Here is a 21,777-nt window from a genome sequence, read left to right on the forward strand (position 1 = left end):
GCGGGCGCCGACGCCAGGTGTTCACCCGCTCGGCAGCAGGAGATCGACATCGGCGCCGGACCGTCGGGGCCGTTTCCTCCTGCCCTGGTGCGGATCTCCGGTGTTCTGCCACCCGGGCTCCGCGTGCTATCCTCGATAAGTTGCCGCGAGAGCGGTGACGTCTGGTGTCTCGCGCGAGTGGCGGAATTGGCAGACGCGCTGGCTTCAGGTGCCAGTGCTCGAAAGGGCGTGCGGGTTCAAGTCCCGCCTCGCGCACCAGGGTGGGTTCACGTAAGAACGCGAATCAGTTCATGAAATGCGAGTTCGGCGGTTGCCTCGGTGAAAATCGAGGCAACCGCCGCTTCTTTTTCGGGCCTCAGCGTGGTTCGCGATCGCGGATCCGCGCTCGCCGCGTTCTGTGTCCACGACGAATAGCCCCTTGAGGGGCTGTTCGGTCTTGATTTTCGATTGCGAGCGAGTCGTTCGGACTAGGCGGGAGGTGCGAGCGCCCCGACTGTTGCCGGCCGAACATTAGCCAGGTTCGCGGCGGAGAACTTCTTCCTCGACTTCCGCCGCCGCTTGGCCTTCGGCCTGCACTCTTGCACGAGAGCTCTGACGAGCACGCGAATGTTGTACGCGACTGCCATGAGGGCGGTGGCGATGCTCTGGTAGGCCTTGCCGCGGCCGGGTCGCTTCGCGGCGGACTTGAGGTCGGTGAACCGAGTGTGCTTGATGCCCTTGTTCACAGACTCGACCTGGTTGCGCTGACCGTAGGCCTTCTTCCACTCAGCGGTCCCCGCGAGTATCGCTGAAGATGACGGAACTACCACTTCTGAAGCCCACGGTTCCGGGCGACGCCGCCCCACGGGAGGCTCGTCACCGGTTCACGAGGGCGCGCGACGGTCAGACGGGGGTGTTCGCGTACTCTTCCTGGCACGTCGCGCACGTCGGCTTCGTCTCGTGATCTGCGGTGGGAACGAACCAGTGGCCGCACATGGCGCGGATCGCCTCGCCGTGGACGCTGGCGTACGCGATGTGATCACGATGTGAGTAGTGCGCGACAGTGCCGAGCCGGACCTCGCCGGGGCGCACATCGGCGGAGAGTTCTCCGGAGTCGGCGGCCGCACGTGCGGCGGACATCGCATCCTCGGTGAGGACCGCCCAGTGAGATACGGCGTTGTCGTTCAGAGGGGAGGCCGTCCACGCCTCCGGTTGCGGGTCGATGGCGGACGTGACGATGGTGGACGCCATCTTGCAGAGCGCGGGGTGCTCCCACCCCGCGGGGGCAAGCTCGACGATGAGCTCGCGCGCGGTGGCGCCCTGGGCGACAGTGTTCACGACCGTCATCGACAGGGTCAGCAGCTCGGCGCTATCGGGTGACAGCACGGTGGTATTGAAAGTGTTCTCGGGGTTGATGACGGCCGCGTCCAGGAGCACGAGAGCTGTGAGATGCAGCTGGAGCTTCCATGCATCCAGACGAGCGACCTTCCGCTCGATACGGCGTAGCGTGATGTCCTCATCGGCGGGAAGGAACGCGCCGGAGCCGGAGCGGCAGCGTCGGCCGAACTCTTCGTAGAAGTCTTCGGGGGACCCCTCACGGTGGTAGCCCGCTGCGCCGAGCCAGGCGGTCTCCTCTTCGCCCTCTGCGAGCACGACAGCCGCTCCTCGCCACCGTGATGAGTACGTCTGCTTGAACCAGGGGCGGTCGTTGACGGCGCTGATGGTCTCGCGCAGCATCCCGGTGTCGTCGTCGCCGGAGTACTGGTCATCGAACGCGAGGATCAACGGGTGGCGCAGCTGCGACAGCGGCGGCAGCATCTTCAGGTGCGCACGCACGACCGAGTCTGGGACGTCACCGCTGACGGCACGCTGGGCAAGCTCGCGCAGCTCCCTGACGTCAGCCAGGTCTGCCGGGCTGGTCCAGTCGTTGGCCAGATCCTCGGAGGCGCAGCGCAGTGTTACCCGGCGACTTCTTCCCATGTCCCCAGCATACGAACAGCTGAAGACACCGGGCGAAGGTTCGGGTCAGTTGAACTCGTCGAGTGCGAGGTCGTCGAGCTCGTCCATGTGCGCAGCGGCTTCCGCGTGGCTCTTGCGCATCTCCAGCATGCGGGCACGGTAGGCCATGACATCAGGCGCGGCGATCCGACGGTCGCGAGAACCGACAACGTAGTAGGCCAGAGCCCCGGAGTCGAGGATCTTGTACAGGTGCGTGCGGCTCACGCCGAGCAGTTTCGCAGCCTCGGCCGGGGTTAGGTCTTCCTTCTCGGACACGACGAACGTGTCCTGGCCCCCGCGAAGCGCGAGGGAGAGGTTCTCAAGGGTGGTGCGGAGCGCGCCGTCAGGGAGCTGGTGGAACGCGTCCTCCAGGACGGTGATCTCGGTCGTGGGCACGCTGGAAGCGTCGAGCTTAGGCATGATGGTGTGCCTCGAATCCTGTCGGGGATGGCCACGCTGGGGACGTGGCGGGTGGCGGATGCGGCTGGATGGGAGTGGTCACCGTCGTCGGCGTGTACGCATGACCCAAGTGTCACACATGGCACGGAATCGGTCAATTCGAACATTTCGGGCATATTCGCCCTATGCGCGGCACTGACCATCAGGCGATCCTAAGATGTCATAGATGCATCAGATGTCACATGCGCCACACATCGGAATATTTTCTGCTAAACTAGGATCATGACCTCGAAACTCCAAGCGCGCGGTGAGCTCCTGACAGCTCTGCGTCTTTCGCGCGAGCTCACGCAGGTGCAGCTCGCCTTCGACGTCGGCATCTCCCAGGCGGCCCTGTCGAAGGTCGAGTCGGGTGAAGCTCGTCTCGATCTCGAGACCTGGCGCAAGGTCGCAGACAAGCTGATGGTCCCGCTGTCCGCGTTCCGGGCGGCCGAGTCGTCCACGGCGCCCGCCCGTATTTTCCACCGCAAGCAGCGCAGCACCCCGAAGAGCGCCGTGAACAAGGTCGCGGCGGAACTGTCGCTCGTGCGCCTCCGTGTCCGTGACCTCGTCGGAGATCAGACCACGTCTCTGCGCCGTCACGACCTCGATGGCGGATACAACACCCCGCAAGAGGTCGCGCGCGATGTGCGCGATGAACTCGGACTCGGTCGAGCACCTCTTGGTGACCTTGTCGCCATCCTCGAAGAAGCCGGTGTGGTGGTGCTGCGGTGGCCGTTGGAGAGCATCCAGGTCGACGCCATCGCGTCCTGGCAGGACGACACCGTGCCCGTGATCCTCATCGGTGACCACGTCCCCGCTGACCGGCAACGCTTCACAATGGCGCATGAGCTCGGCCACGCCGTCATGCACGAGACCGAAGCCGACAAGGAGCAGGAAGCGGAGGCGGACGCGTTCGCCGCGGAGTTCCTCGCCCCGGAATCCGAGATCGCGAAGGAGTGGCCGAGCGATGCCAGCCTCGACGCCCTCCTCTTACTGAAGAGGCGGTGGGGGATCTCTCTGTCCGCTCTCATCCGGCGAGGCAAGGACATCGGCCGCCTCACCGAACAGGAGTACCGGCAATGGAACATCCACCTGAGCACCACCGGGATGCACCGCCGCGAACCAGACCCCACTGAGCGCGAGAACCCCACCGCGCTCACCACAGCAATACGCAAGTACCTCGCCGAAGGCGCGAGTGTCGAGGAGCTTGCGAGCACTGCCCACATGTACCCGCGCGAGTTTGAACAGACCTTCCTTCAGGAGACATCATGAGTTTCACCGTCATCGACAACCCCCATACCGCCCCGACCCCGCTCTTCATCGCACCTCGCAGCGTCGAGACCGGCAACGCCATCGCCCTGCTCACCGACCGGCAGTTCCATGTGGCCGGCCAGAATGCGCAGAGTGAAGCGCCGCTGATCCAGACCAACTTCGGCGGTGCGATCCTGGTCGGCGACGACGCCGTGACGAAGGTCGCGGGCATCCGCGCCGCGAACCCTGACCTGCCCCTCATCGTCGAACCCCGCTCGCTGCGCAAGCACCTGGCGACCGATACCCAGCCGTTCCAGCTGACCGCCGCGACCCTCAGCGAGGATCTCGACCAGCAGCGTGTGTACAGCGACCTCGCGATCACACCCACCGGTCAGATCAAGCCCGGCGACTCCGACGCGCTGAAGGCCGCGCTCCGCGAGGTGAACAAGCTCGGCCGCACGGACACCATGTTCGCGATCCCCGCCTACGCTGGCTGGCTCAGCGACGAACAGTACGTCAAGCAGCTCATCGCCGTCATCAACCGCAGCGACCACCCGGTCCTGCTCACGTTCATTCACGGGCACAACCCTGTCGAGAGCGTGAAGCGCGCCCGCGCCTACCGCCGCGTCTTCCAGGAGACAACCGTGCCCGTCGTCGCCCACCGCGCGGACCTCATCGGCTTCGACGCCCTCGCGCACGGAGCCATCGCCTCCGCTATCGGCTCCTACCCCTCCACTCGGCGCCTGAACCCGTTCGACCACCACGGCGGCCCCGTCGGCGACCGCGAGAATCTGTCGCCGCACATGCTGCTTACCGACATGCTCCGCATCGTCCGTTCCACCCACATGCGGCGCGAATGGTTCGCGAGCGCGACCCCGATCCAGTGCTTCTGCGTCATCTGCCGTGGCGCCGATGTCGACAGGCTTCACGAGGACCCGGCAGAGCGGCGTACTGGCCACAATCACAACGTCGTCAACCTCGACGGCCTGTACTCCTCATACGTCGGGCTCGGCACCGCTGCACGTCGGACACTGTGGGCGAGCCAGGTCGCAGGGGCGCTGGACACATACCCGCAGCTCGAGGCGCACATCGGACGCAGCCTGCGGGTAGACCCCATCCTCCAGAACGTGTGGGCGAAGGCGTCCTAGCCGTTCAGGTCGCGGAACTGTCCGTAGACGAGCTCCGCGAACCGCCAACGCGCTGACGACCAGCGCTGCGGCACGAAAGCGGCGGGCATTATCACGCACTCGCCATCCGGCGTCTGAAGCCCGATCCCATAGTGGGAAGCCTCGGTGAGCTCGAACGTGCTCGCCGAGGCCGACGTCATTATGGTCCGTGGGCCGTATCCGGCCCACCGGTGGGCGACGGAGCACCCGCGCTTCAGGCTCGTGGACGTGATCTCGATGCTTTGCACGTCCACGGCCGGCTGCGCGCGCCGCTGCGCCCACAGGCCACCTTCAGGGTCTTCGAGGATCGTCGCGAGGTGCGCACTATCCGCCTTGCGCAGCACGCGCTCGAAGCGCGGCGACACCTTCCCCAGCTGATCCTCCGGCACGCTGAGCAACGCCGCCAGAAGAAACTCATCCCGGATCTCACGCCGACCCGCACGGACACGCGCGTCATGCTCGTTGAGATTCACAGAGTAGGTGACCGTCAACAGCGACCGGTCGAACACGCCCTCGTGTCGGTACGTCGCATCCGACTCTTGCAAAACCTCAAGCATAAGCCAGCTCCCGCGCGGCGTCCCAGAACGGGTGCGTGACTCGCTGGAAACGGATGGGCTCTGTCCGAGCCTGTCGTTCAAGCCTCTCCATTAGTCCCACTCCTTCCAAAGCGACGAGGATACGCTGCACCGCCGACTGTCCGAGCCCGAGACGATCCTGCAGGCTCTTCGAGTCCACGACACCGTCTCCGGCGCCGATGGCATCGGCAACGCTCAGCATATGCGTGTTGTTGAAGAGCAGCTTCGACCTCACGCCCATGCGGCTTTCCATACCCCCAGTGTAACCCGAAACCCAGGTTACGCGTTACACGCATTGGCCAACAGGCCGGCGTTACCGCGCTCGTGTCGGGTCTCGCGGCCGCACGGCTCCACCGATGGGACGTCGGCTGATCGGCGGAGCTGCCGTCCCTGCCGTCCGCCGCGTCAGTCCCGACGCGGGGCTGCCGTCGAATCGCGCACGATGAGCTGTGAGTCGAGACTCGCGACCGAACGGGGCGACCCTCCGGCCATGGCCTGGAGCAGCACCTCGACCGCCAACGACCCGCACCGGTTGATCGCGAGCCGCACGGTGGTGAGACCGGGCTGGCGGATGGACGCCATCTCGATGTCGTCGGTGCCGATGATGCTGAGGTCCTCGGGGCAGCGCTTGCCCATCGACGTGATGCCGGCGTCGATGCCGAGGGCGACGAGGTCGTTGTAGGCGATGACCGCCGTCGCGCCGCTCGCCACGATCGTGGCCGCTGCCGCGAGGCCGCCTTGGATCGAGGCCGCCTGGTGGCCCAGGCGGGTGAACTCGATGTTGAGCTGCGCGCACGCCGCCGCGACCGCGTCGCCGCGGCGGAGGTCCGCCCACGAGTGCTTCGGTCCGGCCGCGTAGGCGATGTGTCGGTGACCCAGTGCGGCGAGGTGCTCGACCGCCTGCCGTGGCCCGCTCTCGGTGTCCATCACGACGTAGGGCAGGCCGTCGATGATGCGGTTGACCACCACGACCGGGGTGTCTCCCACGAGCGCGCGGATCTCGTCGTCGGGGAGGCGTGGCGAGCAGAGGAGCATCCCGTTCAGCTTCCGCGCCAGTTCGAGCTGCTCGTGCTCCCGATGCAGGTCCTCATCGGTGTCGAACAACACCGGGCGGTGTCGTCCCTGCCAGGCCTGGGCGTGGACGCCCTTCAGGAGCGTCGCGTAGACCGGGCTGGCGATGTCGGGGACGATGACGCCGAAGGTCTTCTCGGCCGTCGAACCGTTCGGGTTCGAGTACCCGAGGTCCGCCGCCGCTGTGAGGACCCGCTCGAGCGTCGCGTCCGCAAGGCGATCCGGCTCGCCGAACGCCCGTGACGCGGTGGCGATGGAGACGCCCGCGTGACGGGCGACATCGGTGAGGGTGGCGGTCACGGTTGATCCTTCGCGGGGTCGGGTGTACTCATGATGCGGCATCGTGCTGCCATGAAACTACTTGACAAACTTTGTACAAACCATTCAGAATCGCTTTCATGATGATCGACGCGGATCTCCTCCAGCCGACGACGCAGTGCCACGAGGCTCGGCGATGACGGCCCTGCCGCCGCGACTGGGCGCCGGCTCGGGCCCGCGTCCGGAGCACCCGGCACCGTCCGCCGCCGGCATCCTGCACCTCGGCCTCGGCAACTTCCACCGAGCGCACCAGGCCGTCTACACGGCGGCTGCGCTCAGCGCGGGCAGCGATGAATGGGGCGTCGTCGGTGTCGCGTCCCGGTCCCGAGCGGTCGTCGACGCCATGCAGGCGCAGGATCTCCGCTACACGGTCGCCGAGATCTCACCCACCGGGGCCTCGTTCTCCGTGCCCGCCGTGCACACTGACGCGTTCGTCGCGGCGGAGGATCCGGAGCGCGTGGTCGGCACCCTCGCGGACGACCGCATCCGGGTCGTCACGCTGACCGTGACGGAGCACGGCTACAGCGCCTCGCCGTCGACCGGCCTCCTCGACCTGAACGACCCGCTGATCGCAGCCGACCTCCGGGGAGGTGCCCCGCAGACGACCATCGGCCAGCTCGCCCGCGGTCTGCAGTTGCGGGCTTCGGGTAGTGGAGCGCCGATCACGATCCTGAGCTGCGACAACCTGAGCGAGAACGGCGCTCGCACGGAGGCGCTCGTCCGGGCGTTCCTCTCCGAACTGCGCGGCACCGAGGGCGCGGAAGCGCTCGCCTACCTCGACAGCGCGGTCGCCTTCCCGTCCAGCATGGTCGACCGCATCGTCCCGGCGACGACCCCGCAACTGCGCGAGCTCGTGGCCGCCCGCCTCGGCGTCCGGGACGACGCACCCGTCTCCGCCGAACCGTTCACGATGTGGGCGATCGAGGACCGCTTCGCCGCCGCCCGCCCCGCCTGGGAGGCCGGAGGTGCCGTGTTCACCGACGAGGTCGGGGCGTACGAGCAGATGAAGGTGCGGCTCCTCAACGGGACGCATTCGCTCATCGCCTACCTCGGTGCGCTCCGGGGGGTGGCCACGATCTCGGAGTCGATCGCCGACACCGCCGTCGAATCCGCCGCACTGGCGATCCTCCGCGACGAGTACGAACCGTCGGTGCGGTTCCCGTCCGGCGTCGACGTCCGCACGTATGAGGGGCAGCTCTTCGAACGCTGGGCGAACCACGCCCTCGGGCACCGCACAGCTCAGGTGGGCACCGACGGATCGGTGAAGCTCCGCCAGCGCATCCCGGAACCCGCCCTCCGCCTGCTCGAGGCCGGATCCGTTCCGCACCTCATCGCCCTCACGGTCGCGGCCTACCTGTCCTGCATCGCCCCGATGCCGGGGTTCGACCCCGGTCCGCACGCGCGCGCCATGGTCGATCCGGCCCGCGAGGAGCTCGCCCGGCTGGCGGACACGTCGACGGACGGCCGGCACCTCGCGCAGCGGGTGATCGCCGAGCTGCACCTCTTCGGGCAGGACCTCGCCGAGCAGCCGACCTTCATCTCGCGGGTCGGCGAACTGATCGACACCATCCGTCGACACGGCGTCGACGCGGCCATCCGCGACAGCATCGCCGCCTCGCAGGCACCCATGACCACGACAGGAGCCAACCGATGAAGACGCTCGCGATCCACGGCGCGGAGGACATCCGCTGGGAGGACGCCCCCACCCCGGAACCACGCGACGGCGAGGTCCGCCTCCGGGTGCGGTACGTCGGTATCTGCGGTTCCGACCTGCACTACTACTTCAACGGAGCGAACGGCGAGTACGTCATCCGCGAACCGCTCACCCCAGGCCACGAGCTCTCGGCCGTCGTCGACGTGGACCCCTCCGGTCGGCTCGCCCCCGGCACCCGGGTCACCGTGCACCCGGCGCGATACGGCCCGACCCTGCCGGGGCTCGAGGACCGCCCACACCTGCGGCCCGGCGGCGACTACCTCGGGAGCGCCGCGGCGAACCCGCACCGACAGGGTGGGGCCTCGGAGTACCTGATCGTCGAACACTCGATGGTGCGCGTCCTGCCCGACGGACTCCCGCTCGAGCGGGCGGCGCTCGCCGAACCCCTCGCGGTCGCCATGCACGCGGTCGGGCTGGCAGGCGACGTGCGCGGTGCGCGGGTCCTCGTCATCGGTGCAGGCCCCATCGGTCTGCTCGTGATCGCCGCGGCCGGCCGGGCCGGTGCAGCGACGATCGCGGCGAGCGACATGCGTGAACAGGCACTGGAACGCGCCGCGACCGTCGGAGCCGGTGAGCTCCTGCTCGTGGGTCGAGACGCCGTCGCCGACGAGTCCTACGACGTCGTCTTCGAGTGCTCCGGCGCGCCGGTCGCCCTGACCCAGGCGGTCCGCGCCGCGAGACGAGGCGGGTCGATCGTCCAGGTCGGCATGCTCCCCGACGCCGACAGCCCGATCAACCTCGCCCCCATGCTCGCCAAGGAGCTCACCATCCGCGGCGCGTTCCGCTTCTCCACCGAGATCGACGACGCGATCGCGTTCCTCACCGAGGGCGATCTCCTCGACGCCGTCGTGACCCAGGTGATCCCAGCCGAGGAGGCGGTCGAGGCCTTCGCCGTCGCTCGGGACTCGTCCCGGTCGGCGAAGGTGCTCCTCGCTTTCTGAGCCACCCACCGCCCACTCCCACCCCCACTTCCGCTGCATCCCGTAGGTCCGAAGGAGTACCTCATGTCAGAACCCAAATCGTCCGTCGCCACCGGCGACCCCACCGCGAACCGATCCGTCCGCGATCTCGTCCGCGCCGCCATCTCCGGGTGGCTCGGCACCGCGCTCGAGTTCATGGACTACCAGCTCTACTCGCTGGCCGCCGCGCTCGTGTTCGCCGACCTCTTCTTCTCCAACGAGGACCCGGCCATGGCCGTCGTCGCCGCGATGGCGACGTACGGGGTCGGCTACGTCGCCCGTCCAGTCGGCGCGTTCTTCTTCGCCCGGCTCGGCGACAAGACCGGCCGGACCAAGGTCCTCTTCTACACGATCCTGCTCATGGGCCTGTCGACGACGCTCATCGGATTCCTGCCGACCTACTCGCAGGTCGGCATCCTCGCGCCGATCCTGCTGGTCCTCCTGCGGATCGCGCAGGGCTTCGGAGCCGGTGCCGAGATCTCGGGCGCCGGCGTCATGCTCGCCGAGTACGCCCCGGCCAAGCGACGCGGCATCATCGCATCGCTCGTGGCGCTCGGGACCAACTGCGGCACCCTGCTCGCCTCCGCGCTGTGGGCCGGTCTGCTCCTGGCGTTCAGCGAGGACGAGGTCATCGCGTGGGCCTGGCGCATCCCGTTCATCGGCAGCGTCGTGATCATGCTCTTCGCGGTCTGGGTCCGCTTCAACCTCAAGGAGAGCCCGGTCTTCGAGGAGCGCGACGACGTCGTCGACGGCAAGGCGCTCACCAAGCAGGAGACGATCGCCCTCGCGACCGAGACCGGCAACCTCCGCACGCTCGAGGCCATGAACCGCAAGCCGATCAAGGCGTTCAGCATCGCGCTCCTGCTGCGGTTCGGTCAGGCCGGCAACTCGGGACTCGTCCAGACGTACCTCATCAGCTACATCACTGTCGTCCTGCTGCTGGACCGGTCGATCGGTGTCAACGCCGTCATCGTCTCCTCGCTCGTCGCCTTCATCACCGTGCCGCTCTCCGGCTGGCTCGGTGACCGGTACGGACGGAAGCGCATGTACATGGTGTGGGCGATCATCGCGCTCATCATCATCGTCCCGACCATGCTCATGATCCACAGCAAGGACACCGTCCAGGTGTTCGTCGGCTACGTCGTCCTGCACAACCTGGCCGTGATGAGCTTCGCGTCGCTCGAGAACCTGACCCTGCCGGAACTCTTCGGCGCGCGGAACCGCTACACCTACACCGCGATGGCCCGGGAGATCGCCGCGATCGTCGCGACCGGCGCCGGCCCCGTCATCGCCGCCGCTTGGGTGTCCGCCGCCACCGGCTCCTTCATCCCGATCATCATCATGCTCGGCGTCTTCACCCTCTGTGCCCTGGTCGCGTCCATCTGGATGCCCGAGGTCGCCGGTCGGGACCTCACCGACCCGCGCGACGCCATCTGACCGGCACCCGACCTCCTCGAAAGGAACCCCATGAGCATCGAACGCGCGGACGTCATCGTCACGAGTCCCGGCCGGAACTTCGTCACCCTGAAGATCACCACCAGCGACGGTGTCGTGGGCTGGGGCGACGCGACCCTCAACGGGCGTGAGCTCGCTGTCGCGTCGTACCTCGGCGACCACGTCGCGTCGATGCTGATCGGCCGTGACGAGGACCGCATCGAGGACACCTGGCAGTACCTGTACCGCGGACCGTACTGGCGGCGCGGCCCCGTCACGATGGCGGCCATCGCGGCGGTGGACATGGCGCTCTGGGACATCAAGGCCAAGAAGGCCGGGGTGCCGCTGTACCAGCTGCTCGGCGGGGCGAGCCGATCGGGGATCCGGGCGTACGCTCACGCCTCGGGGACGGACTACCAGGCGCTCGCCAACGCGATCACCGGGTACCAGGAGCTCGGGTTCACCGCGGTGCGCGTCCAGACCGGTGTGCCGGGACTCGGGCAGGTCTATGGGGTGTCCGCCGCAGGACCCGGGGTCCGCTATGACTACGAGCCGGCGAAGCGAGCGGCGGACGGCTCGGCAGCCACGGCACCGACCGAGGAGTCCTGGGACACGGCCGGCTACCTCGCGCACATGCCGGGCGTCTTCGAACGGATCCGTGCGGACTTCGGGACGGGCCTTCGGATCCTGCACGACGGACACCACCGCATGTCGCCGATCGAGGCCGCCCGGTTCGCGAAGGACATCGAGCCGTACAAGCTCTTCTGGCTCGAGGACTGCACACCGGGGGAGGACCAGACCGCCTTGCGACTCGTCCGCCAGCACTCGACCACGCCGCTGGCGATCGGCGAGGTCTTCAACTCGGTGTACGACTACCAGACCCTCATCACCGAGCGTCTCATCGACTACGTCCGCTCGGCGGTGACGCACACCGGTGGCATCACGGCGATGAAGAAGCTGCTCGACTTCGCGGCGATCTACGGGATCCGTTCCGGCATCCACGGCCCCACCGACATCTCGCCCATCGGGATGGCCGCGGCGCTGCACCTCGACCTCGCGATCCACAACTTCGGGATCCAGGAGTACATGCCGCACAACGAGCAGACGCTCGAGGTCTTCCAGACCTCCTTCACCTTCGACGACGGCTTCCTGCACCCCGGCGAGCAGCCCGGCCTCGGCGTCGAACTCGACGAGGACGCGGCCGCCGCATTCGAGTACACGAAGGCGTACCTGCCGGTGAACCGGCTGACGGACGGCACCGTCCACGACTGGTGAGCGGCGGCGGTGGTGGCATCTGGTGCTCCGCGGCTGTGAGGTGAGATGATGCGGTGCTGCCTCGAACGCGTGCGATCCTCCGCCACGTCCGTCCCGATGCGCGAGGCGCTGCAGGTTCCGGGACGGCAGCTCCTCCCTGCGACCCGGAATCGAAGGATGCCCGGTGCACGAGGACCCGACCGTCGGCGCGGCCGACGCCGCTGAACCACTCACCCGGGGCGGCAGCGACGCGCCCGCCGCTCCGCCGTCGCACCGACTGCGTCCGGTCGCCCTCGGCGGTGTCATCGCCGCCACGGTCGTCGTCGCCGCGGCCTGGGTGGTCGGCGCGTCGGTGTCGCTGACGGCGGCCACGGCACCGTCGGTGATGCTGCAGCCCTACCTCGACGAACTGGAGGACGGGCACCTCGAACGGGCGGTCGCGATGGACGGGACCGCTGCCGCCGCCGCCGAACTCGGCTACAGCGTCGACCTCCTGACCGATGAGCGGTACGCGCTCGCGACCGACCGCCCGACGGCCTATCGAGTCGGAGCGACCCGGACCGAGAACGGGGTCGCCACGGTCGACGTGGCGTTCGAGCGCGGCGGTAAACGGCAGACCACGGCGTTCACGCTGCGCGCGCAGCCGTCCGGCTTCCTGTGGTTCAGCGCGTGGCGCATCGAACCGGCGAGCCTGCCGACCATCACGGTGCCCACGGTCAGGTTCGGCGCGCTGGACCTCTCCGTCGGAGGCGAGCACGTTGGCACGGTGGATGAGACGACGGTCTACGTCGTCGGACCGGGGAAGTACGACATCGCGGCCGACTCGACCACCGGCTTCTTCGACTTCGCAGTGCCCAGCGTGGAGGCCGAATGGGACGGCAGGCCGACGGCGTACCTGTACCCGACACTGACGGCGCTCGGGCAGGAGGGGGCGACCGCTGCGGTCCGCGCGTACGTGGACGCCTGCATCGCATCGACGTCCTATGAACCCGAGGGCTGCTCCATCGCGATCGACAATTCGGAGGGCGACGAGATGTCGGGCGTCACCTGGCTGTTGACCCGTGGTCCCGAGTTCGAGTTCTCGGAGTACTCCGCGACGGCGGGGTTCCTCGTGACCACCACCCGTCGGGGCAGTGCCGACTTCCTCGCCGCGTTCGCCTCGGCCTCGGGCGAATACGGCATCGTGACCGCGGAGGACTGCGAGGTGTGGGTGGACGGTGCCGTCGTGTTGTCGACCGACGGCACGTGGACCTTCGACCCGTACACCTGGTGAGGATGGGCGACATGATGCACCTGGCGACGGAAGGTGACGCATGAAGTACGTTCCCGCGTTCGGCCTGAAGGCCCAGGTGTTCATGCTCTGTGTGGCGCCGCTCTTCCTCTTCCTGGTGATTCCGAAGGACAAGCTGGTGTCAGCGGTACCGGTCCTGGTCGTGGCCTTCGTCGTCCTCGCAGCCGTGGCATGGAACACCCTCGTCGTGACGGCACACCGGATCGTCGTGCTCGATGAGCACCTGGTGGCGTACACGGCCTTCCGCTCCCGCGTCGTCCGTATCGACGACGTCACCTCGATCGGACCGAGCTGGACAGCCCAGAGCTTCCGCATCGCCCTGCGGGATGGTCCGAGCATCAGGGGCTACCGCCGCAACGGCTACGCCGCGTTCGCGGAGGACCTGACGACCGGACACCCGTCGATCGAGTTCCGGTACTCCATGCTGAAGCCGAAGACCGATCAGTTCATGGAATCGGGCTACTCGGAGCTGACGGAGGACGAACGCCGCGAAGCCGAGGCCCTCGTCCTGGCCGCCCAGTCGGCGACGAGCTGAGCTGCCCGCGCGACGATAGGGTGAGGACCCGTGACGGCCGCCCTTCCCCCTGAGCATCGCGAGACGACGCCCCGCGGGGTCCTCGTCTCCGTCGTCGCGTCGTTCCTGTTCGCGGCGCTGTTCTTCCTGCCACCGCTGCTGGAGCCGTTCGGGGCGAACGAGATCTTCGCCTGGCGCGTGATCGCGACGGTGCCGGTGCTGGCGACGCTCATCGCGGTGTTCGGGTGGTGGCGGGACGTCCGCGACATCGCGGTCCGTCTCGCACGTCGTCCGCTCCTCGTCCTCGTGGTCGTCCTCGACGGGCTCCTGTTGTCCCTGCAGCTGTGGCTCTTCGGTTGGGCACCGCAGACCGGGCACGGGCTCGAACTCGCGCTCGGCTACCTGCTGATGCCATTGGCGATGGTCGTGGTCGGCGTCGTCCTGCATCGCGAGCGACTCGCACCGCTCCGGATCGCTGCGGTCGTCGCAGCCGCCATCGGTGTCACCGCCGCGATCGTCGTCGCCGGTGGGTTGTCCTGGGCGACCATCGCGGTTGCGGTCGGCTACCCGGTGTACTTCGCGATCCGGCGCCGAGCCGGGCTCGACTCCATCGGTGCGTTCTGCTTCGAGCTGACGGTCCTCGTCCCCGTCGCGGTCGTGCTGGCACTGCAACCGTCCTCACTCGCCATCCTGGCCGCGCACCCGCAGCTGGGCTGGGGGATCGTGCTCCTCGGGGTGACCGGCGGTGTCGCCCTCGTGCTGTACCTCGTCGCGAGTCGTCTGCTGTCGTTCGGGGTCTTCGGGCTGCTCAGCTATCTGGAACCGGTGCTGCTGGTCCTCGTGGCGGTCCTCCTCCTCGGCGAATCACTGACCCTCGCCGACGGGTTCGTCTACGGCCCGATCGTGGTCGCCCTCGTGTTCTTGGGGCTCGAGACCGTGCGACGCCCGCCGCGCTGATCGTCCACCTGCAGCCCGGCGCGTCGTCGCGAACCTGTGAAGTCAAGCCTCGGGACGCGTTCCGCGAGCGCGCCTAGCCTGATGGCATGGTCACGAAGCATGCTCCAGCAGTGTCGCTCGAGCCGTCCTTTCCCTCACAGCACGATGTGTCTCCAGCGCGAGACTCGTCCGAACGGCACCACGTCGTCCCGATCGGTGCCCGGCAATGGCGGATCTCGAACGACGCCGATCCCTCCTCACCCGAATGCTGTCTCGCGTACGTCGAGGCACAGGGCACCGGTTACGACGTCCTCATCGTGGCGCCAAGCCCGCCCGAATGGCTGCATGTGGACACCTTCGACGAGGCCAAGCGCGCCGCGATCCGACGGCCGTCACCGCAGCTCTGAGTCGCTCCACCGGCATTCGTTCGCCCATTCTCGGGCGACGGAGTGCTGGTTCGCCCAAGAATGGGCGAACGAATGGGTTCAGACGCTCCCGCGACGCACGATCGACGTGGGGACGAACGAGCCGACAGGCGAGATCGTCTCGCCCCGGAGCTGCGCGAGGAGTACTTCCGCCGCGCGCTGACCGACGGCCGCCGCCGGCTGGTGGACGGTGGTCAGGGGCGGGTGGCATCGGAGCGCCCACGCCGAGTCGTCGAAGCCGACGACCGACACATCCTCCGGCACGCTCCGCCCTGCCGCACGGAGAGCTTCGAGCGCTCCGGCAGCGACGGCGTCCGAAGCCGCGAACACGCCGTCGATGTCCGGCTCCCGGCGGAGCAGTTCCGACGTGCCGGCGAAGCCGTCCTGGTGCGAGTAGAGCGGGACCTCCACGACGAGTCGTTCGTCGAAGCGGTCGCCGAGCGCGTCACGGAACCCTGCGAGTCGGTCGGAGCCCGAGTCCCGGTCGAGGGCTGCCGCGATCATGCCGATGTGCCGTCGGCCGGCGCCGATCAGTTCACCGGTGATGTCGGCCGATGCCGACCGGTTGTCGATCCCGACGAAGGGGAGCTCACGGAGGTCGGGCGGGTGGCCCACGAAGGTCGCGGGGAGGCCGAGGCGCTCGATGACGCGCGTGATCGGGTCGTTCTGGCGGGCGGAGACCATGATCACCCCGTCGACGAACCCACCCGAGAGGTAGCGGGTGATGCGGTCGGTGTCGCGCTCGGAGTCGACGACCAGGCAGACGAGCTGGTGGTCGGCCTGTGAGAGTGCCTCGTTCGCCCCGAGCAGGATGTTGCCGATGTTGGGGTCGTCGACGAACAGGCTGTGCGGCTCGTGGACGACGAACCCGACGGCCTGGGTGCGCTGCATGACGAGGTTCCGGGCGGCCGTGTTCGGCACGTAGCCGACCTTCTCGATGGCGGCCTCGATCGCCTCGCGCGCTTCAGCCGACACGTAGCGCTCGCCGTTGACGACCCGGCTGACCGTGCCCCGGGAGACGCCGGCCTCGACGGCGACATCGTGCACCGTCGCTCGTTTGCGTCGGGTCGGCGGAGAGGTCACGGCTCCACCCTAGCGCCGGTCCGGGCGGCCTTCGGCGGGCTCCGTGTTGACAGATTCAGAAACGCACGCCTACTCTGTGTACGTTCACAGACTCTCAACGTGGAGTTGTCGCTCTTCGATCTGTGCACGTTCACAGATCGCGGAAGGCACCATGAGCACGACCCCCACGTTCAGCCACGACGGCATCGCCTACGGCTGCGACTACAACCCCGAGCAGTGGGATCGGTCCGTCTGGCGCGAAGACGTCGCGCTCATGCAGGAGGCGGGCGTCGACCTCGTCGCCCTCAACATCTTCGGCTGGTCGCACCTCGAGCCACGGCCGGGGGAGTTCGACTTCGCCGGGCTCGACGAGATCCTCGACCTGCTCCACGAGGCCGGCATCCGGGTCAACCTCGGGACCGGCACCGCATCGGCGCCACCGTGGCTGACGTTCCGGCACCCGGAGATCCTCCCCGAGACCGAGGACGGGACGACGCGCTTCCCCGGCGGTCGCCAGGCCTGGTGCCCGTCGTCCGCGGTCTTCCGTCGCTACGCCCTCGAACTCGTCGAGCGCGTCGCTGAACGCTACGGCGAGCACCCCGCAGTCGAACTCTGGCACGTGTCGAACGAACTCGGCTGCCACAACGCGCTCTGCTACGACGACGAGAGCGCCGAGGCCTTCCGGGGCTGGCTCCGCGCCCGCTACGAGACGATCGAGCGCCTGAACACCGCGTGGGGCACGTCGTTCTGGAGCCAGCAGTACAGCGACTTCGCTGAGATCCTGCCGCCGCGTCTGACCCTGTCGAGCCGGAACCCGAGCCAGGTCATCGACTTCCACCGCTTCTCCTCCGACGAGCTCCTCGGCTACTACCGGGCCGAGCTCGAGGTCCTCCGCCGCCACAGCTCCGTGCCCGTCACGACCAACTTCATGGTCACCGCGCACATCCGGAACCTCGACTACTGGCAGTGGGCGCCCGAGATGGACGTCGTCGCCAACGACCACTACCTCGACAACCGCCTCGCGGACCCCACGGCCGAACTCGCGTTCGCGAGCGACCTCACGCGCGGTCTCGCGGGTGGCGGTGCGTGGTTGCTCATGGAGCAGTCCACCGGCGCGGTCAACTGGCAGCCGCAGAACCTCGCGAAGGCAACGGGCGAGATGACCCGCAACTCCCTCACGCACGTCGCGAAGGGCGCCGAGGCGATCTGCTTCTTCCAGTGGAGGGCGTCGCTGCAGGGCTCGGAGAAGTTCCACTCGGCCCTCCTGCCGCACGCGGGTACCGACTCGGACGTGTGGCGCGAGGTCGTCGAGCTGGGCGGCACCCTCGACCGACTCGACGAGATCACCGGCACGCGCGTCCAGGCCGACGTCGCGCTCCTCTTCTCCTGGGAGAACTGGTGGGCGGCCGACGGCGAGAGCCGCCCGACCCACGCGATCGACCACCTCTCGCAGGTCCACGCGGTCCACGCGTCGCTACGTCGCCTGGGTCACACCGTCGACGTCGTGCGTCCGGGAGCCGACCTCTCCGCCTACCGGCTCGTCGTCGTCCCGAATCTGTACCTGGTGCGCGACAGCGAGGCCGCGATCGTCTCGGATTTCGTCGCGGCCGGCGGGCACGCCGTCGTCACGTTCTTCAGCGGGATCGCCGACGAGGAGGACCGGGTCCGCCCCGGCGGGTACCCGGGTGCGTTCCGAGAGCTGCTCGGCGTCAACGTCGAGGAGTTCGCCCCCGTCCTCCCCGGCCAGGTGCTGACCCTCGCGTCCGGCCGGACCGCGACGGCCTGGTCCGAGCGGACCCGCGCCCGAGGTGCCGAGGTCGTCGACTCCTTCGCCGACGGCCCGTCGGCCGGTCGCCCGGCCATCACGCGCAACCGCATCGCGGGTGGCGGCGACGCCTGGTACCTCGCGACGAACCTGGACGCCGTCGCGCTCGACGAGGTGCTCCGCGACGCAGCCGCGGGGGCCGGGGCGCTGCCACAGGGTGATCCGGACCAGCCGGGCCTCGAGGTCGTCCGCCGCGCCGATGAGGGACGGAGCTACCTCTTCCTCATCAACCACTCGACGAACGACGTCGAGCTGTCGGCCAGCGGGCGCGAGCTCGTCACCGGCGAACCCGTCGACTCCATCGCACGCGTGCCAGCCGGCGCCGTGCGCGTCATCAGAGAGGACCGCACGCGATGAGCGTCAACATCGAGACGGCCGAGGCGACGTCGCCACGGCCCGTCCGCCCGCCGAGGGCGGCCAAGCTGCCGAAGGCGGTGGTGCAGCACAAGCGGGCGATCGCCATCTTCATCGTCCCGTTCGCCGTGCTGTTCGCGCTGTTCTACCTCGTGCCGATCGGGTACGCGGTCTACCAGTCGCTGCTCGTGATCGAGCGTGACGGCACCTTCGGTCAGGCCCGGGAGGTGTTCGGTGGACTGGCGCAGTACGTGCAGGTCTTCCAGAACGGCCCGTTCTGGCAGTCCGTCGGACGGGTGCTCCTGTTCGGCGTCGTCCAGGTGCCGGTGATGCTCGGGCTCGCGCTCCTCTTCGCGCTGCTGCTCGACTCACCGCTCCTGCGGGGCAAGCGGTTCTTCCGCCTCGCGTTCTTCGTCCCGTACGCGGTGCCCGGCGTGATCGCCGCCATCATGTGGGGCTTCCTCTACTCGCCGAACCTGTCGCCGTTCACCGCAGTCACGCAGAGCGTGGACTTCCTCTCGGCCGATCTCGTGCTCTGGGCCATCGCGAACGTCGTCACCTGGGTGTTCGTCGGCTACAACATGCTCATCATCTACTCCTCGCTGCTCTCCATCCCGACGGAGATCTACGAGGCCGCCCGGCTCGACGGCGCCGGTCAGGCGCGTATCGCCTGGTCGATCAAGATCCCGCTGGTGATGCCGGCGATCGTCCTCACGGCGATCTTCTCGATCATCGGCACGCTGCAGCTCCTCGCCGAGCCGCAGGTGTTCCGCACCTTCAGCTCGGCCGTCAGCAGCACCTTCACCCCGAACCTCACCGTCTACACCACCTCGTCCATCCCGAACGTGAACCTCGCAGCCGCCTTCTCGGTCGTGCTCGCGTTGGCGACCTTCGTCCTCTCCTTCGGGTTCCTGAAGTTCACGCAGCGAAAGGAAGGCAAATGACCGCCATCCTGTCCACCGGCCGCGGCCCGCAGGAGAGCCGCCTGTCGCGCGCCGGCGCGCTCATCGTGATGCTCGTCTTCACGCTCTACTTCCTCATCCCCATCTGGTGGCTGTTCATCGCCTCGACGAAGTCGTCAGCGCAGTTCGGCAACTCGGCTCCGCTCTGGTTCGCGGACTTCAACCTGTTCGAGAACATCGGCCAGCTCGTCGCCTACCGAGACGGCGTCTACCTCAAGTGGATGCTGAACTCGGTGCTCTACGCCGGCCTCGGCGCACTGCTCGGCACGCTCTTCGCAGCCATGTGCGGCTACGCCCTCGCGAAGTACCGGTTCCCGGGACGCGACCTGATCTTCAACGTCGTCCTCGGCGGTGTGCTCGTCCCCGCGACCGCGCTCGCGCTCCCGCTGTTCCTCATCTTCAGCCAGGTGGGCCTCACGAACACGTTCTGGGCGGTCTTCCTCCCCTCGCTGGTGAGCCCCTTCGGTGTCTACCTGACACGGATCTTCGCGGCGTCGAGCGTGCCCGAGGAACTCCTCGAGGCCTCGCGTCTCGACGGTGCCGGTGAGATCCGGACCTTCTTCACCATCTCCGTGCGACTCATGTTCCCGGCGCTCGTCACCGTGTTCCTCTTCCAGTTCGTCGCCATCTGGAACAACTTCTTCTTGCCGCTCATCATGCTGCGCGACGAAGCCCTGTTCCCGGTCACCCTCGGGCTCTACTCCTGGAACTCGCAGGTCAACCAGATCCCCGAGCTGCGCCTCTACGTCCTCGTCGGCGCGTTCCTGTCGATCATCCCGCTCGTCATCACCTTCCTCCTGCTCCAGCGGTTCTGGCGCTCCGGCCTCGGTGCCGGCGCCGTGAAGTAGTCGGACCGACGAGCAGACCTTCCTCTCCATCCCGCACCAACACCCATCCCGCACCATTCACAGAAGAACGGATTCGCTATGAACCTCAAGAGAACAGCGGTCGCCGCAGCGGTGCTGTCGGCCGTCGTCCTGAGCGGCTGCTCCTCCACCGGGTCGGAGGGCGGCAGTGCTGCTGCCTCCTGCGCCCCGGCCGAGGGCAAGGTCGACCTCAGCTTCACCTCCTGGATCCCCGGCATCGAAGAGGTCGTCGACGTCTGGAACAAGGAGAACCCCGACATCCAGGTCAAGGTCCAGACCGGCCCGAACGGCAACAGCGGTACGTACCAGAACTTCTTCAACCAGCTGAAGGCCGGCAACGCACCCGACCTCGGCCAGATCGAGTACGACGCCCTGCCGAACTTCCGCGTGCAGAACGGCCTCATGGACCTCGGCGCGTGCGACGACGTCATGGCCGCCAAGGACGACTTCGTCGACTGGACCTGGGGTCAGGTCTCGCTCGGTGAATCCGACTCGGTCTACGCCGTCCCGCAGGACTCCGGCCCGATGGCCATGTTCTACCGCGCCGACCTGTTCGAGCAGAACGGGATCGCCATCCCGACGACGTGGGCCGAGTACAAGGAGGCCGCCAAGCAGGTCCGCGCCACTGGTGCGTACATCACGAACTTCTCGCAGGGCGACATCAACCAGTTCGCCGGCTTCGTCTGGCAGGCCGGCGGCAGCTGGTTCAACAACGACGGCTCCGACTGGACCGTCGACCTGACCGACCCCGCCTCCAAGAAGGTCGCCGACTACTGGCAGGACCTGATCGACGAGGACCTCGTCTCGACCGTCCCCACCTGGACGACCGAGTGGGACAACGCCTACAACACCAGCGCCGCCTGGACCTGGAACTCCGCCGTCTGGGGCGCGAACTCCATCGCCTCGGGTGCTCCCGACACCGCCGGCAAGTGGGCCGTCGCGAAGGCTCCGCAGTGGGAGGCCGGCGACTCCGCGGCAGGCAACTGGGGCGGCTCCTCGACCGCCGTCTTCACCGGTTCCAAGCACCCCTATGAGGCGTCGAAGTTCGCGCTGTGGCTGAACACCTCCGATGAGGCACTCACCATGCTCAACAAGAGCGCCAACATCTACCCGGCGACGAAGGAGGGCCTGAACCTGCCCGTCCTCAAGGAAGGCGTCGACTTCTACGGCGGCCAGCCGATCTACGATGTCTTCGCGGAGGCTTCCTCCGAGGTGTCTGAGGACTTCGCCTGGGGCCCGACGATGACGCAGACGTACAACGACGTGTCCGATGGCTTCAAGGCTGCGGTCTCCGGCGACGGAACCCTGCTCGATGCCCTCACCAAGGGCCAGTCCGCGACGATCGACGCCCTCAAGGCGCAGTCCATCCCCGTCAAGGAGTAACA

Annotated in this window: 21 protein-coding genes and 1 tRNA gene; 15 read left to right on the plus strand and 7 right to left on the minus strand. The window is 67.9% G+C overall.

Translation table 11 applies throughout. The features are described from left to right. Positions 1–171 precede the first annotated feature (171 nt). A tRNA-Leu gene (locus tag CCK91_RS01120) sits at positions 172–258 on the plus strand. Between the two features lie 209 nt (positions 259–467). Here the strand turns inward: CCK91_RS01120 and CCK91_RS01125 are convergent. The 3 genes from CCK91_RS01125 to CCK91_RS01135 all read right to left on the minus strand — a co-directional run bounded on the left by CCK91_RS01125 (position 468) and on the right by CCK91_RS01135 (position 2,397). Further along, positions 468–809: a hypothetical protein gene (locus CCK91_RS01125; protein ID WP_133059903.1), complete on the minus strand. Its 342-nt coding sequence runs from the start codon at positions 807–809 to the stop codon at positions 468–470. Positions 810–882: 73 nt separating this feature from the next. After that, positions 883–1,959 (minus strand): DUF3039 domain-containing protein, encoded by a 1,077-nt coding sequence (locus tag CCK91_RS01130; RefSeq protein WP_086472490.1) that lies wholly within the window; start codon positions 1,957–1,959, stop codon positions 883–885. A 45-nt stretch (positions 1,960–2,004) separates the two neighbouring features. Continuing rightward, positions 2,005–2,397, minus strand: coding sequence for a helix-turn-helix domain-containing protein (locus CCK91_RS01135; RefSeq protein WP_086472491.1), 393 nt, complete (start codon positions 2,395–2,397; stop codon positions 2,005–2,007). Positions 2,398–2,658: 261 nt separating this feature from the next. Between CCK91_RS01135 and CCK91_RS01140 the strand changes: the two genes are divergently transcribed. Together CCK91_RS01140 and CCK91_RS01145 are read left to right on the plus strand one after the other, a co-directional pair. After that, a complete protein-coding gene (locus tag CCK91_RS01140) occupies positions 2,659–3,687 on the plus strand; it encodes a helix-turn-helix domain-containing protein (RefSeq protein WP_086472492.1) in 1,029 nt (342 codons plus the stop codon). Next, a complete protein-coding gene (locus tag CCK91_RS01145; protein ID WP_086472493.1) occupies positions 3,684–4,814 on the plus strand; it encodes a hypothetical protein in 1,131 nt (376 codons plus the stop codon). The genes CCK91_RS01140 and CCK91_RS01145 overlap by 4 nt, the downstream gene beginning before the upstream one ends. Here CCK91_RS01145 and CCK91_RS01150 read toward each other — a convergent pair. The 3 genes from CCK91_RS01150 to CCK91_RS01160 form a co-directional block, all read right to left on the minus strand. Next, positions 4,811–5,389: a hypothetical protein gene (locus CCK91_RS01150; protein ID WP_086472494.1), complete on the minus strand. Its 579-nt coding sequence runs from the start codon at positions 5,387–5,389 to the stop codon at positions 4,811–4,813. The two genes, CCK91_RS01145 and CCK91_RS01150, sit on opposite strands and share 4 nt — an antisense overlap. Beyond that, entirely contained in the window at positions 5,382–5,660 is a 279-nt protein-coding gene (locus tag CCK91_RS01155; RefSeq protein WP_133059904.1) for a hypothetical protein, read from the minus strand. Before CCK91_RS01155 ends, CCK91_RS01150 begins: the two co-directional genes overlap by 8 nt. 152 nt (positions 5,661–5,812) lie before the next feature. Beyond that, positions 5,813–6,778 (minus strand): LacI family DNA-binding transcriptional regulator, encoded by a 966-nt coding sequence (locus CCK91_RS01160; protein ID WP_086472496.1) that lies wholly within the window; start codon positions 6,776–6,778, stop codon positions 5,813–5,815. Positions 6,779–6,932: 154 nt separating this feature from the next. Here CCK91_RS01160 and CCK91_RS01165 point away from each other — a divergent pair, with 154 nt between their 5' ends. The 8 genes from CCK91_RS01165 to CCK91_RS01200 all read left to right on the plus strand — a co-directional run bounded on the left by CCK91_RS01165 (position 6,933) and on the right by CCK91_RS01200 (position 15,305). Further along, positions 6,933–8,450, plus strand: a complete 1,518-nt coding sequence (locus CCK91_RS01165; RefSeq protein ID WP_086472497.1) for a mannitol dehydrogenase family protein — start codon at positions 6,933–6,935, stop codon at positions 8,448–8,450. Beyond that, a complete protein-coding gene (locus CCK91_RS01170; RefSeq protein WP_086472498.1) occupies positions 8,447–9,451 on the plus strand; it encodes an L-idonate 5-dehydrogenase in 1,005 nt (334 codons plus the stop codon). Before CCK91_RS01165 ends, CCK91_RS01170 begins: the two co-directional genes overlap by 4 nt. A 63-nt stretch (positions 9,452–9,514) precedes the next feature. Continuing rightward, positions 9,515–10,906 carry an MFS transporter gene (locus CCK91_RS01175; RefSeq protein ID WP_086472499.1) on the plus strand — a complete coding sequence of 464 codons (1,392 nt, stop codon included), beginning with the start codon at positions 9,515–9,517 and terminating at the stop codon, positions 10,904–10,906. Between the two features lie 30 nt (positions 10,907–10,936). After that, positions 10,937–12,178 (plus strand): D-mannonate dehydratase ManD, encoded by a 1,242-nt coding sequence (manD, locus tag CCK91_RS01180; protein ID WP_086472500.1) that lies wholly within the window; start codon positions 10,937–10,939, stop codon positions 12,176–12,178. 163 nt (positions 12,179–12,341) lie between these two features. Continuing rightward, positions 12,342–13,430, plus strand: coding sequence for a hypothetical protein (locus CCK91_RS01185; protein WP_086472501.1), 1,089 nt, complete (start codon positions 12,342–12,344; stop codon positions 13,428–13,430). Between the two features lie 40 nt (positions 13,431–13,470). Beyond that, a complete protein-coding gene (locus tag CCK91_RS01190) occupies positions 13,471–13,983 on the plus strand; it encodes a hypothetical protein (RefSeq protein WP_086472502.1) in 513 nt (170 codons plus the stop codon). Positions 13,984–14,013: 30 nt separating this feature from the next. Beyond that, a complete protein-coding gene (gene rarD / locus CCK91_RS01195; protein WP_086472503.1) occupies positions 14,014–14,919 on the plus strand; it encodes an EamA family transporter RarD in 906 nt (301 codons plus the stop codon). An 86-nt stretch (positions 14,920–15,005) separates the two neighbouring features. Next, entirely contained in the window at positions 15,006–15,305 is a 300-nt protein-coding gene (locus tag CCK91_RS01200; RefSeq protein WP_133059905.1) for a hypothetical protein, read from the plus strand. A gap of 78 nt (positions 15,306–15,383) precedes the next feature. Here the strand turns inward: CCK91_RS01200 and CCK91_RS01205 are convergent, their stop codons facing one another. Beyond that, the gene (locus tag CCK91_RS01205) at positions 15,384–16,406 is read right to left on the minus strand and encodes a LacI family DNA-binding transcriptional regulator (RefSeq protein ID WP_086472505.1); all 1,023 of its coding nucleotides are present in this window, start codon (positions 16,404–16,406) and stop codon (positions 15,384–15,386) included. Between the two features lie 151 nt (positions 16,407–16,557). Here CCK91_RS01205 and CCK91_RS01210 point away from each other — a divergent pair, with 151 nt between their 5' ends. The 4 genes from CCK91_RS01210 (at position 16,558) to CCK91_RS01225 (ending at position 21,775) form a co-directional block, all read left to right on the plus strand. Then, the gene (locus CCK91_RS01210) at positions 16,558–18,567 is read left to right on the plus strand and encodes a beta-galactosidase (protein ID WP_086472506.1); all 2,010 of its coding nucleotides are present in this window, start codon (positions 16,558–16,560) and stop codon (positions 18,565–18,567) included. After that, positions 18,564–19,508, plus strand: coding sequence for a carbohydrate ABC transporter permease (locus CCK91_RS01215; RefSeq protein WP_079704353.1), 945 nt, complete (start codon positions 18,564–18,566; stop codon positions 19,506–19,508). The genes CCK91_RS01210 and CCK91_RS01215 overlap by 4 nt, the downstream gene beginning before the upstream one ends. After that, positions 19,505–20,374 (plus strand): carbohydrate ABC transporter permease, encoded by an 870-nt coding sequence (locus CCK91_RS01220; protein ID WP_079704354.1) that lies wholly within the window; start codon positions 19,505–19,507, stop codon positions 20,372–20,374. The genes CCK91_RS01215 and CCK91_RS01220 overlap by 4 nt, the downstream gene beginning before the upstream one ends. A gap of 78 nt (positions 20,375–20,452) precedes the next feature. Further along, a complete protein-coding gene (locus CCK91_RS01225) occupies positions 20,453–21,775 on the plus strand; it encodes an ABC transporter substrate-binding protein (protein ID WP_086472507.1) in 1,323 nt (440 codons plus the stop codon). Positions 21,776–21,777 lie beyond the last annotated feature (2 nt).

The sequence above is a fragment of the Plantibacter elymi (nom. nud.) genome (assembly GCF_900177795.1).
In the GTDB taxonomy this organism is placed as follows: Bacteria; Actinomycetota; Actinomycetes; order Actinomycetales; family Microbacteriaceae; genus Plantibacter; species Plantibacter elymi.